The sequence below is a fragment of the Dellaglioa sp. CoH-56-MRSF-10 genome, assembly GCF_056782175.1.
In genome coordinates, this window is record NZ_JBXAYF010000005.1 from 1 (window position 1) to 12,867 (window position 12,867).

Below are 12,867 nucleotides of genomic sequence, written 5' to 3' on the forward strand. Positions count from 1 at the left end.
ACATTTGATTTGTCGAAAATTTGTTCAGTTTTCAAAGATCTACTTGGTTGCTTTTGACAACTTTTATATCATATCAACCACGTCATGATTTGTCAAGAATTTTTTTGAATAAATATTCATTTCTTCTTGCCGTATCAATCAGCTTTATTAATATACCATCTGGTATACACCCTGTCAATACTTCATTACAGATAAATTTGATTTATTAATTATTACTTTATCAAAAAAGCGACTTAACCTCATCGAATTGATAAGTTTAAGTCGCTTTTTTGATAAAAGCTATTTAATAATGTCTAATCCACCCATGTATGGTTGAAGAACTTCCGGAATAGTTACCGACCCGTCTTCATTCTGATAATTTTCAAGAACTGCTGCTAGCGTACGACCAACTGCCAATCCTGAACCATTCAACGTGTGTACAAACTGTAATTTTCCATCATCATCCCTATATTGGATATGAGCCCTACGAGCCTGAAATGCTTCAGTATTAGAACAACTTGAAATTTCACGATACATATTTTGTGCAGGTAACCAAACCTCTAAATCATGTGTCATTGCTGCTGAGAATCCCATATCTCCCGTTGACAATGTTATCACATGATATGGTAACCCAAGTTTTTCCATAATTCTGCCTGCATCACTTGTCATTTTTTCTAGTTCTGCATATGAATCTTCTGGTTTAGTATATTTCACCATTTCAACTTTATTAAATTGATGCAATCTAATCAATCCACGTGTATCTCTTCCAGCGCTTCCTGCTTCAGATCTGAATGAGGGTGAGAGAGCTGTGAAATATACTGGTAATTTTTCTTCCGGAATAACTTCATCCCTGTAGTAATTAGTTAATGGTACTTCTGCTGTTGGAATTAACGTTAAATTTTCATTTGCGATTTGAAAAACGTCTTCCTTAAACTTCGGAAATTGACCAGTTCCGTACATTGACTCATCATTAACAATATATGGAGGAATAATCTCTGTATAACCATCAATTGCATGTTGATCAAGCATAAAATTGTATAAAGCACGTTCTAAACGAGCTCCCCATCCTTTATAGTATAGGAATCGACTGCCCGACACTTTAGCGCCACGTTCAAAATCTAAAATATCTAAATTTTCACCGATTTCCCAATGTGCTTTCGGCTCAAAATCAAAAGTTCTTGGTGTACCTACTTTTCTTAATTCAATGTTTGAATCTTCATCAGGACCTACTGGAATCGTTTTATTTGGCATATTTGGTAGTCGCGATGCCATATCTGTTACGTCTGCATCTAAAACCTTTAATTCTTCATCAAATGCTTTAATTTCATCTCCGACTTTTTTCATTTCTTCGATTTGAGCATCTGCATTTTCTTTATTTCGTTTTAATTGTGCAATAGCTTGCGATACATCGTTTCTTTTCTTTTTTAAAGTTTCGGTTTGAACAATAATATCCCTACGTTTACGATCCTTTTCAACCATTTCATCAATAATCTCTGGTTTTACCCCACGATTACCCAATTGTTCCTTAACTTCATCGACATTTTGACGAATCATTTTAATATCTAACATATTCTGTTCCTCCTTTTTTTGTATAAAAAAAGCCCACTCATCCACTAATTGGGACGAAAGGCTCATTTTCGCGGTACCACCCAAGTTCGACAAATAATCATTTGTCACACTCAAATAGATAACGGTCTCCCGTGTGGCATTACCCACCCACTTATTCACGCCGGATTTTCAGCTTCGTAATTTCCACCACCATTACGTCTCTTAAATGCCTACTTATAACGTTTTCCGTGTTTATTTATTACTTTAATAATAAGCGTTGTTTTATTAAATTGCAAGTTTAATTCTTACCCGCTTTATTAAGCAAATCGATATACTCTTCTAACGAAAGATGATGCTTAACTATATATTTCGCGTTACTTTTACCAACATAGCGGAAATGCCATGTTTCATAATCAATTTTAGTCGATTTTTCTTTATCTTTCGGGAATCTCAATATAAATCCATAATTTACCGCATGGTTGATTAACCATTTTTGACCCTTATCTGTTTCACTACTATTATCTAAATCATTATGTTTGGCATACCAATTTGATGACATCATATCGACTGCTAGTCCGGTGTGATGTTCGCTTGATCCTGGTTCTGCCACATACTCTTTTGTTAATTGTTTAGCCTGAGCAACTGACTTTCCCGAATTTTCATAGCTTTTAATTGAGTCTGCATAGACCTCTTTTTGGTAGCTAATTGATCGATAACCAGATACCAGTGACGCCTTATACCCGGCCTTATTTGCTGCTGATACAAAATCATTCAAAGCACTCTCAATTTTTGAATTTACAATAACATTTCCATCTATTTTCTGTTTAAAATCCAGTTCTTGCTTGAGTTTATGCTCTGAATTAACTAATATTAAATTCCAATCATTTGCCTTTACACCTTTAGGTAGCTCACTTTTTTGTGTGACTTTTACCGTTTTATGGCTAGGTGTCGTATTCGCTTTCTTACCGCATGCACCTATTAATAGTGCACACATCATTACTACCATCATCATCCATTTTCTTCTAGTCAAAATGTGCCTCATTTCTTTGATAAATCTACATCTTTTAATGGAATTAATTTTGTTTTATAGCGTATTTTATAATATGTGTACAAGATAACAAATAACGGAATGCTCATATAACTAACCGAGATTGCTTCCCAATCAAAATTTTTAAATGATTGAATATCTTGTCCAAGAATAACTAAAATACAAAGAACAAGCGCTAAAATAGGGCCCACTGGGAACCATTTTGCAGAGTACTTTAATTCTGACACTTCATGTCCTTGCGCTTTGAACGCTTTTCTAAATCTGTAATGTGAGATTGCAATTCCTAGCCAAGCGATGAATCCAGTTAACCCACTAGCACTCAGTAAAAAGACATACACTTTTGCTCCAAAAACACTTGCTAAAAATGTGAGTAATCCGATAAATGTTGTTCCCACTAGTGCTGCCATTGGAATACCACGACTATTCGTTTGTTTAAACTTTTTAGGAGCGTAACCCTGTTCCGCAAGTGAATGAAGCATTCGAGTTGATGCATACATTCCTGAATTTGCAGCTGAAAGTACAGATGTTAAGATAACTGCATTCATAACACTTGCTGCAGAGGCTAACCCAGCTCTTTGAAAGACCAATGTAAATGGACTAATTGAAATATCTGATGCGCTTGAGCCGAGTAAATCTGGACTTGTATACGGAATAATTGCTGCAATGATAAAAATAGCGAAAATATAGAATAGTAGAATCCGCCAAAACACTTGTTTAATTGCTTTTGGAATACTCTTTTCAGGCGTTTCTGATTCTCCCGCCGTAATACCGATTAATTCAGTTCCTTGGAAAGAGAAACCAGCGACGACGAATACACTTAGAATCATTGGAACACCACCAACAAATGGAGCTTTCTTCATTGTAAAGTTTTCAAGTCCCGTTGCATGGCCACCTAGAATACCAAATATAGTCAATACACCAACGATTAAGAAGACAATGACAGTCACCACTTTAATAATTGATAACCAATATTCTGTTTCACCAAATGATTTAACTGACAACGCATTAATTGAAAAAATAATAACTAACGAGATTGTACTAAAAATCCATCCTGGTACATCTGGCAACCAAAATTGCATAACCAAGGCAGCTGTACTAATATCAACAGCCAATGTAATTGCCCAGTTAAACCAGTAATTCCAACCCATTGCAAAACCCATCGCAGGATCAACAAATCGCGTTGAATAAACCGCAAACGACCCTGAAACTGGTAAATACGTTGCCATTTCACCTAAACTAGTCATTAAAAAGTAAACCATAATTCCAATGCCAATGTAAGCTAGTAACGCACCACCTGGCCCTGCCTTCGAAATTGCTGACCCACTCGCAACGAATAAGCCTGTTCCAATACTTCCACCCAAGGCAATCATTGATAAGTGTCTTGTTTTTAACTCTCGGTGCATACCTTCTTGTTCTGCCATATGAAATCCCCCCTATATATAGAGGAGCACTCGTGATTTTTAAAATTGAGAAAAGAAAAAGAGACCTTTTGTACAACACTATTACGCGTTATACAAAAAGACTCAGATTAATAGACTCAGTCAAATCGTTATAAGCGCCCCGTGATTACTATATAATCACGACAGTTTCTGACTTATTAAATCAGACCCCAGCAGTCACTAAATCTAAGTTAGCATCCACTTCGGCAGTTCACCCTTTCAGTTTAACTTCTTCAGCACTTAATTGCTTCATTAAACATACTTATGAAAACTGCATCCTCTTCTTTCGATAATTCTTACTATAATCAATTCACTGATATTTTGCAAGCTGTATCCTAATTTTCAGCTATATTAATTTCATCATGCAACTTTTCAATATCTGTTTCATTTTTTAAAAAAGCTTCATTTTCGATTGGAAAGTGTTGTTCAATCGAACTAAATGGCTGTAAACTCACAACCCCATTTTTTAAATGATAATCTAAAATATGTCCACCCATTTTATTTTCATCAGATAAAAAATGAATATGGAATCCCGCTGCACCAATTCCTTGAAATAACTCAGGTGTGAAATAGCCAATAGCTGTTCCATCAATATCTTCTTCTTCAAATTCCGATTGTTTGGCAGTTACCGCAGTTAATTCTGGATACGGTTTACTTTGTTTAGCAACAGATCGTGTACTCATTTTACTAAATGTTCCTTTAATAAGAACACTAAAAAATAAATTTTGGTAAGGATATAATTCAAGTAATTGCTCTTCTAAAACATTTCCTGCCACATTTTCAAATTGAATAGATGCGTCTGCTTGATTAAAATGGACTGTCGCAAATGGAACAAGAACGTCATCGCTAACTTGATTAATTTGACCTTTTGCAGTAATCTGGAAAGCCTTTCCGTCAATCACAATCATTTCGCCATCTAAATCACCAACAGTTCCAATTCCGTAATCACCATGTTTCAATAATTCTCCAACACTCAATGTGCCTTCGTACAAGCCTTCAATTAATGTTGCTAAGGTACCATGTTGATAAACCTTTTTTATATCTTGCATGTCGTTGACCTCTCTTGAAAATTATTTTAATATAATTGATCCATTAAAATTGATTGTCCTAATTCTTGATTATCTTTATAATCAACTGGTATATCAACAATAACAGGACCATTAGTTGCAAATGCTTCATCTAATGTTTTAGCTAAATCTTGTGCTTTTTCAACGCGTAAGCCTTTTGCACCAAAACTTTCCGCATATTTCACAAAATCCACTGCGCCAAAATTCACACCGGCAGATTGACCATATTTCATTTCTTCTTGGAATTTAACCATATCGTAGTGTCCATCATTCCAAATAATATGAACAATATTCAGATTCAAACGAACCGCTGTTTCCAAATCTTGGGCTGAAAACAAGAATCCACCATCTCCAGAAATTGAGACGATTTGTGTATTAGGTCGAACTAAGGCCGCTGAAATTGCCCAAGGTAACGCAACTCCTAATGTTTGCATCCCATTACTAAATAATAAATGACGTGGTTCATAACTTCTAAAATGTCGCGCGATCCAAATGTAGAAACTACCGACATCAACTGCTACCGTCATTTCATCTGAAACACGTTTTTGTAATTCTTGGATAATGCTTAATGGATGACTGGTTAATGTGTCACTTGTCACAACTGGCGCTTCATCCCTAGCCTGTAATTTTTCTTGTAAGCCATCTAAATACTCACGAGATTCAGATGCCATTTGATAGCCTTTCATATAGGGTAATAAAAATTCAAGTGTTTGCGCGATGTCGCCCACTAACTCTTTCTTTGGTTGGAAATTATGATCAATCTCTGAACGCATATCGTCAACAACAACAATATTAGCTGTTCCTTCTGCATTCCAGTTACGTGGTTCATATTCAATAGGATCATAGCCAATTGTAATAACTAAATCGCTCTTTTTAAGTAATTGATCCCCTGGTTGATTTCTGAATAAGCCCACACGACCAAAGAAATCACCGACTAATTCACGCGATATCACACCAGCGGCTTGAAATGTTTCCACAACAGGTAGATTCGTTGCTTCAACTAAATTACGAATAGCTTTTGTTACTTCTGGTGAAGATGCCCGCATTCCCACAAGTAAAACAGGTAATTTTGCTGCTTTAATTTCTTGTGCTAAAAGTGTACTTTCTACCGGGCTAGCGGGACCTAATTTAGGTGCCATTAAAGGCTGGATAACTTTTGTTTTCACTTCTGAATCTGTTACATCTTGGGGAATACTAACGAAACTTGCCCCTTGCTTTGCAGCCTCAGCTTCTTGGTAAGCATTAGCAATCACTTCTGAAATATTCTCAGGTTCTTGAACCTCTGCACTATATTTAGTGATTGGTTCAAATAATGCCGTGTTATTCATACTTTGATGCGTTAGTCTCGTTAAATCTGAACGTTTCACTTGACCAGAAATAGCAAGAACAGGATCACCTTCTGCCGTAGCCGTCACAACGCCTGTTGCCAAATTACTTGCACCAGGTCCGGAAGTCGTTAAAACAACCCCCGGTTTACCTGTAATACGACCAATCCCAGCAGCCATAAATGCTGCATTTTGTTCATGGCGCGTAATAATTAATTCTGGCGATTTAGAATTCGTCGGATGTTCCAATTTTTCAAAAACACGATCAATTTTTGCACCAGGAATACCAAATACATATTTCACATCATGATTTATTAAACTATCAACAATGGCATCTGCGCCGTAATATTTATTATCTGTCATTAGATTTCCTCCGAATTTGTTTTAGTAGTATCCATGATAGCATTTTCACAAATAAATGACTATGGTTTAAACTTACCAAATGTAAGCCTAAATAAAAAACCATTATTAACCCAGTTATGGTTAATAATGGTTTCGTTATTTATGATTTCCGGTTACATTTTCGACAATTTTTTGAATGATTAATTTACGTTGACCACTGATATCTTCTTCATTCCAATTAATTAAAGGAATTTCAGTTTCGTCAAACGTTGCTGCAATTAGTTGATAAACCGTTTGTGACTCTAAATAATTAGCCCAACGTTTATCCGCTTCAGCAAAAACACTATTAACGACGACGGTTGCTTTTTCTGTATCTTGTTTAAATTCACGAAATACACGATCAAAGAAACCGAAGTTTGGATAGGTTTCAATCTTTCCTTCCGAAGCCTCCACAATTTCTAATAAATTGATATCCTTAGCATCCCTTGCTAACGTAAAACCGCCATTATTACCTGAAACAGATTTCACAAGTCCCGCAACGACTAACTTACGCATAATTTTACGAAGATAAGTTTGTGAACCACCAAGACGAGCGTTGATTACTTGCGATGAAATTGGCACACCCTTATCCTGCGTTGCCAATAAAGAAATAATACACGCTGCTTGTTCAAATCCTTTTGTTAATTGCATAGTCAGCTACCCCCGGTTGATTAATTTTCAAATAGTTCTATATATACGAATAAAGGATAACATATGTCGTTGACAATTGGTATTGATTATTTTAAATCAACCGCATAAACAATTTCATTAATTAGAGCAGCAGGTTGAAAAAGGGATGAAACCGCTCTTTTTTCAACAAATTTAAAATTGGATTTTTTTAACACTTTGATAGATGCTTTATTTTCAATAGTTGTCACGCCAATTACACGTTCTAAATCTAACGCCTGAGCCATTGTTAAAAGTCCTTGAACTGCTTCAGTCATTATCCCTTGATTCTTAAAAATAGGATTTAGTGCATAGCCAACCTCTTTAACTACCAAACTAGGTTCTTGATTCTCATCAACTACTTCATATAAACCGATATTACCGACTACTTTTTGATTTCCTTTACACTCAATCGCAAATATACTTTGTTTTTGTAGCGTCGCAACGAACAAACTAGCTTCAGCCAATGAATTCACGGGTAAAAAGCCAGCCATTTGACCAACCGTTTCATCACAAGCATATTCATATATGTCATTTATGTCTGATGAGCATAACGGACGTACCACAAGCCGTTTCGTTTCATATTGATTCATTTTTTAGCCCTCAATTTTAAATTTATTCAGAATTTTTAGATATATAACGCGTGCAATGGCTATCCAAGTGACTGTTAAAAGAACAGCGCCTACCGTATCCGTCGGAAAGTGAGCTTGTAGATATACTCTTGAAATCATAATCATCATGATCCATATCGCTAATAAGCAGTTAATCAAAAATTGTTTACTATACTTAAATTCTACCAGCATAATACTCATTATCGTTAGACAAAATAATGCCACCCCGAACGTATGTCCACTGGGGAAACTGAATCCAGTAATTGATCCATGCCCCACTGGTCGAGGTCTCTGGACGCTACTTTTAATGAGCTTAATTAACAGTGCTCCAGTCATTATGGTCATCCCTGTCCAAATAGCGAGTACACCTCGTCGTAATTTATATAAAATAATCATCAAAATGACTGAATACAACCCTATCATCATCGGACTACTTAGCCAACTGATTATCTGCATCACTTGGTCTAGTTGCGCTGTAGGATGAAACCTAACAACTGCAATGATATTATTATCTATACCATGAATAAAATTATTTTTTGTTACTATTAATAACGTCAATATTGCGAATAGTCCACTGCCTATTATGACTACTCCATAAAGTTTATTCTTATTAATCATTACTCTAACCTCTTAATTACAGTCTATTTTATCCACATAATTTATCATATTTTTTAATTTGTTTAAAGTTAGTTACCAAAATCTTTAAGAATTCATACAGAAATCAAGCAAATGCTCAATTTTATGTAAGTTTATGGTAAAATAGGATATCTTTATAAATTTAGAAAAGAGTTGAAAATAAATAATGAATACGCTACTACTTATGCTTGCCGCTGGTCTTGTGGCAGGTGCTCTAGGATCTATCTTAGGATTAGGTGGCGGCATCATTGTCACCCCGGTCTTAACTTTAATGATGGGATTAGATATTAAATACGCTATTGGTGCTAGTATCATTGCCGTTATCGCAACGAGTTCTGGTGCTACAATTGCATTTCTAAAAGATGACGTTTTAAATTTGAGGGTCGCCATGTTTTTAGAAATCGCAACGACAATTGGTGCGATTTGTGGAGCACTCTTAACAGGAGTCTTTAATACATCCTTTCTCTTCATTTTATTCGGTGCTTTTTTGCTACTTTCTGTCTACAACATGCTTAAAAAAATTTTTGTAGGTGAAGAAGTTTTAAAATCAGCTGAACCTGATTATTTATCTACCAAATTTAAACTGAATAGTTCGTACTATGATAAACAACTAAAAAAACAAGTTGATTATCAAGTCGAAAATGTTCCAGGTGGGATGGCGATTATGCTTGGTGCTGGAGTTGCTAGTGGACTACTAGGAATCGGATCTGGTATTTTCAAAGTTATGGCAATGGATACTGCAATGAAAATGCCGTTGAAACCATCAAGTTCAACAAGTAACTTAATGATGGGTGTCACCGCTGCCGCAAGTGCGACCGTCTACTTTTTCAATGGTTCAATTAGACCTGATATTGCGGTTCCATTAGCGCTAGGAATTTTAGTTGGTTCATCAATTGGTTCGCGTGCAATGCAATACCTACCCGCAAAAATAATTCGCCTCATTTTTGTACCTGTACTATTGTATGTCAGCATTCAGATGATTCTAAAAGGATTCGGGGTATCTATCTAATGATGAATGAAAAAAATAACACATCAGCCGAAATGGCAAAAATTGAATTAATGATTGGTCAAATACTAAGAATTGGCGTTTTCATTTCTGCGATAATTATGATTATTGGTCTTATCCTATCCTTAGTTACAGGTTCAACAGGCTATCAAGGTAATACATTTCCAACTTCATTTTCTGCTATCATTTCTGGAATTGTCGCACTTAAACCTTACGCAATTATGATGCTTGGGCTATTTTGCTTAATACTAACACCAATTCTTCGTGTCGTTATTTCAATTTATGCTTTCTACAAAGAAAAAGATTATCTGTACGTTAAAATTACCGTCATCGTTTTAGTCATTTTAATTGCTGGCTTTTTTATTGGCGAACATTAATTAATAAAGGGGAACATTTCAATGTCAAGTCGTCGAGAAAACTATCATAAAGAACAACTACTACACCAAGAAACAACTAATCACCTGCCTTTACCAAAACGCGAAAGAAAAAATAAAAAGCAAAACAAGAAACGTCGTCGCTTAATTTGGTTAATCATTATAATAATCGCTGCTATCTGCGGTGGCGTTTATGCCTACCATAAATACTCAAACGCTAAAAATGCAGCTGATAAAATCTATACTTCTACTAAAATTGCTAAAACTAGAAATGTCGCAGCGGTTTTGGAAAAGGACCATCCTATTTCGATTTTACTTTTAGGTTCTGATGATGGTGCCTTGGGTCGTGCTAAAACTGGTGGCCGAACGGATACTTTAATCGTTGCCACACTTAACCCTAAAACAGAATCAATGACCTTAATCAGTTTACCGCGTGATACTGAAGTTGCGGTTTCAGACCATGAATCAGATTTTCCAAGTAAGATAAACGCTGCCTATGCTTATGGTGGTGCTGCAACTGCCGTTAAAACTGTTGAAAAATATTTCAATGTACCCATTGATTTCTACGCAACAATCAACATGGGCGGTTTAGAATCACTAGTTGATGCTGTTGACGGTGTTGACGTTAATCCACCACTATCTTTTTCTTATAATGGTGCCAGCTTCAAAAAAGGCGTTAAAACTCATGTCAACGGTAAACAAGCCCTTTCGTATGCCCGCATGAGATATGATGATCCTCTTGGCGATTACGGTCGACAAAAACGCCAACGTCAGATTATTATGGCAGTGGCTTTAAAAAGTACACAACTTCAAAATTTATTAGACGATAAATTTTTAAATACAATGTCATCTCAAATGAAAACTGATTTAACATTCAATGATCTTACCGTCTTAGGTACCAATTATCGTAAGGCAACACATCATTCACATTCAGATTATCTACAAGGTACAGGAACAATGGTCAATGGAGAAGCTTTTGAAATTGCCAGCGAAACTGAAAAACAACGTATCACTGATAAATTACGTTCCACACTTGGCTTGGTTCCAGCTAAAACTGGAAATACTTTAACAGCCGATACAAAAATTAATACAACTCGTGAATAGTTAAAAGTAGGCCGTCAATCGGGGATTGACGGCCTACTTTTTTGCATAAAAAAACAACTCACCTAAATGGCAAGTTGTTTAGATTTTAAATTAGTCTTTGTTTACGTTTACTGCTTGTGGTCCACGGTCACTATCTTCAACGTCAAAAGTTACTTTTTGACCTTCGTCTAATGTTTTAAAACCGTCACCTTGAATAGCTGAGAAATGTACGAATACATCACTACCATCTTCGCGAGTAATGAAACCAAAACCTTTATCTGCGTTAAACCATTTTACTGTACCTTGTTCCATGAATAAAATCCTCCTTGTGTCTATGTGACACGTTTTATTTATGACTCTCAAATCGTCCCAGTTGATATCGTTTCCGAAGACACTCATCAACTTCATTTGATTTGAAAAGCCACCTAAATTATATCACGTCTAATTGTAAAAACAAATTCTAAAATAGCGCTTTTATTTAGTTGTTTTCATCTTCAAGTGGTAACGCTAAATCATCATTTTCTTCCAGATTATATGGCTGGTATTTACCCATTAAATATCCTTGAATCATTTGAATAACTTCATAACGATCACTACCTGATAAAATTTTATCGCGGTATAAAAGTGTTGCCGTCCGTGCGAATAAATCTTCAAGATCAATCAATTCATCGTTAGTTTGACCAACTAAAAAATCAATTGAAACATGAAAGAATTCGGCCAACTTTCTGACTTCAAGATATGAGGGTGTATTAATACCACGCTCCCAACTACCAATCTGCGGGCCAGAATTCAAGTTATGATTCGATTTTTGAGACTGATTTAATCCAACAGCTAATTGAGTTAGCGTTAATCCACTACCTCTGCGCAATGCTTTTAATCTTTCCGGAAACATCAACAACACCTCCTTTAGATAAGCATACCTCTTTTTTAAAAAAAGGGTAGGTTTTTAACCAAATAAACCGCCAATATAATAAGTTACAGCCATTGTTACTAATCCAACAAAAACATTTCTTACCATGGCATGTCTAATATTATTACGCCCTAATATCCCGCTTACTGCCCCTGTTAAAAGTAAAGCTAAAGCAACGCCAATAACCGTCAGTGGAATCATAAACTCAGTTGGGAGTATCGCTATTAATAATAATGGAACTAGCGAGCCAACTACAAAGGATGTCATTGAGGACATCGCTGCGTGCCACGGATTTAAGTACTCACCGACATCAATATTGTTAACTTCTTTACAGTAATTTTCTAGTTCATTTTGAGACATTAGTTCATTGACCACATCCGTTGCGACCATCCGCGAGAATCCCTTTGCTTGGTAGATATTAATTAATCGTTCAATTTCAAATTCACGATTTTCTTTTAACTTTTTTGCAGCTGAATGGATAATCGATTTTTGTGTATCCCTTTGTGCAGAAACTGAGACGTATTCACCACCAGCCATTGAGAACGCTCCCGCAAACATACCAGCAAGTCCAGCTAAGACAAGATAGTACTTACCTTGACTAGCACCGGCCATCCCCAGAATAACGCCTGCAACTGAGATGATGCCATCATTAGCACCTAATACCCCTGCTCTTAAAATATTTAATTTCGTTGATAAAGCCATTCCTACTTTTAATGCACGACTATTCATCAAATGATTCACTCCATTTCCAATCATTTAAGTATAAGCTAATTGGGAACGATTATCAGTCGGGT

14 protein-coding genes and 1 riboswitch are annotated in these 12,867 nt (G+C 35.9%); of the genes, 3 read left to right on the forward strand and 11 right to left on the reverse strand.

Annotated elements, in window-relative coordinates; all coding sequences use genetic code 11:
* Nucleotides 1–279 precede the first annotated feature (279 nt).
* The 8 genes from serS to AC1RP4_RS05935 all read right to left on the reverse strand — a co-directional run bounded on the left by serS (nt 280) and on the right by AC1RP4_RS05935 (nt 8,682).
* Nucleotides 280–1,548, reverse strand: coding sequence for a serine--tRNA ligase (gene serS / locus AC1RP4_RS05900; protein ID WP_481761724.1), 1,269 nt, complete (start codon nt 1,546–1,548; stop codon nt 280–282).
* A gap of 277 nt (nt 1,549–1,825) precedes the next feature.
* Nucleotides 1,826–2,557: a M15 family metallopeptidase gene (locus tag AC1RP4_RS05905; RefSeq protein ID WP_481761725.1), complete on the reverse strand. Its 732-nt coding sequence runs from the start codon at nt 2,555–2,557 to the stop codon at nt 1,826–1,828.
* An 8-nt stretch (nt 2,558–2,565) separates the two neighbouring features.
* Entirely contained in the window at nt 2,566–3,996 is a 1,431-nt protein-coding gene (locus AC1RP4_RS05910; RefSeq protein WP_481761726.1) for an amino acid permease, read from the reverse strand.
* 124 nt (nt 3,997–4,120) lie between these two features.
* Nucleotides 4,121–4,305: riboswitch (Lysine riboswitch) on the reverse strand.
* Between the two features lie 44 nt (nt 4,306–4,349).
* Nucleotides 4,350–5,063, reverse strand: coding sequence for an acetolactate decarboxylase (budA, locus tag AC1RP4_RS05915; protein WP_481761727.1), 714 nt, complete (start codon nt 5,061–5,063; stop codon nt 4,350–4,352).
* Between the two features lie 26 nt (nt 5,064–5,089).
* Nucleotides 5,090–6,769, reverse strand: coding sequence for an acetolactate synthase AlsS (gene alsS / locus AC1RP4_RS05920; protein ID WP_481761728.1), 1,680 nt, complete (start codon nt 6,767–6,769; stop codon nt 5,090–5,092).
* Nucleotides 6,770–6,904: 135 nt separating this feature from the next.
* Entirely contained in the window at nt 6,905–7,438 is a 534-nt protein-coding gene (locus AC1RP4_RS05925) for an Rrf2 family transcriptional regulator (RefSeq protein ID WP_481761729.1), read from the reverse strand.
* A gap of 86 nt (nt 7,439–7,524) precedes the next feature.
* Nucleotides 7,525–8,046 carry a GNAT family N-acetyltransferase gene (locus tag AC1RP4_RS05930; RefSeq protein ID WP_481761730.1) on the reverse strand — a complete coding sequence of 174 codons (522 nt, stop codon included), beginning with the start codon at nt 8,044–8,046 and terminating at the stop codon, nt 7,525–7,527.
* A 3-nt stretch (nt 8,047–8,049) separates the two neighbouring features.
* Entirely contained in the window at nt 8,050–8,682 is a 633-nt protein-coding gene (locus tag AC1RP4_RS05935; RefSeq protein WP_481761731.1) for a phosphatase PAP2 family protein, read from the reverse strand.
* 184 nt (nt 8,683–8,866) lie between these two features.
* On the opposite strand from AC1RP4_RS05935, the gene AC1RP4_RS05940 reads away from it, so the two are divergent.
* Genes AC1RP4_RS05940 through AC1RP4_RS05950 form a run of 3 tightly spaced genes read left to right on the forward strand, consistent with a single transcriptional unit; the run spans nt 8,867 to nt 11,184 of the window.
* Nucleotides 8,867–9,709 (forward strand): sulfite exporter TauE/SafE family protein, encoded by an 843-nt coding sequence (locus tag AC1RP4_RS05940; protein ID WP_481761732.1) that lies wholly within the window; start codon nt 8,867–8,869, stop codon nt 9,707–9,709.
* Nucleotides 9,709–10,083 (forward strand): DUF1634 domain-containing protein, encoded by a 375-nt coding sequence (locus AC1RP4_RS05945; protein ID WP_481761733.1) that lies wholly within the window; start codon nt 9,709–9,711, stop codon nt 10,081–10,083. The genes AC1RP4_RS05940 and AC1RP4_RS05945 overlap by 1 nt, the downstream gene beginning before the upstream one ends.
* 21 nt (nt 10,084–10,104) lie before the next feature.
* Nucleotides 10,105–11,184: an LCP family glycopolymer transferase gene (locus AC1RP4_RS05950; protein WP_481761734.1), complete on the forward strand. Its 1,080-nt coding sequence runs from the start codon at nt 10,105–10,107 to the stop codon at nt 11,182–11,184.
* Nucleotides 11,185–11,274: 90 nt separating this feature from the next.
* Here the strand turns inward: AC1RP4_RS05950 and AC1RP4_RS05955 are convergent, their stop codons facing one another.
* From AC1RP4_RS05955 to AC1RP4_RS05965, 3 genes are all read right to left on the reverse strand, one after another.
* Nucleotides 11,275–11,475, reverse strand: coding sequence for a cold-shock protein (locus AC1RP4_RS05955; protein WP_112251328.1), 201 nt, complete (start codon nt 11,473–11,475; stop codon nt 11,275–11,277).
* A 166-nt stretch (nt 11,476–11,641) separates the two neighbouring features.
* A complete protein-coding gene (locus tag AC1RP4_RS05960) occupies nt 11,642–12,055 on the reverse strand; it encodes a helix-turn-helix domain-containing protein (protein WP_481761735.1) in 414 nt (137 codons plus the stop codon).
* Between the two features lie 54 nt (nt 12,056–12,109).
* The gene (locus AC1RP4_RS05965; protein WP_481761736.1) at nt 12,110–12,802 is read right to left on the reverse strand and encodes a VIT1/CCC1 transporter family protein; all 693 of its coding nucleotides are present in this window, start codon (nt 12,800–12,802) and stop codon (nt 12,110–12,112) included.
* Nucleotides 12,803–12,867 lie beyond the last annotated feature (65 nt).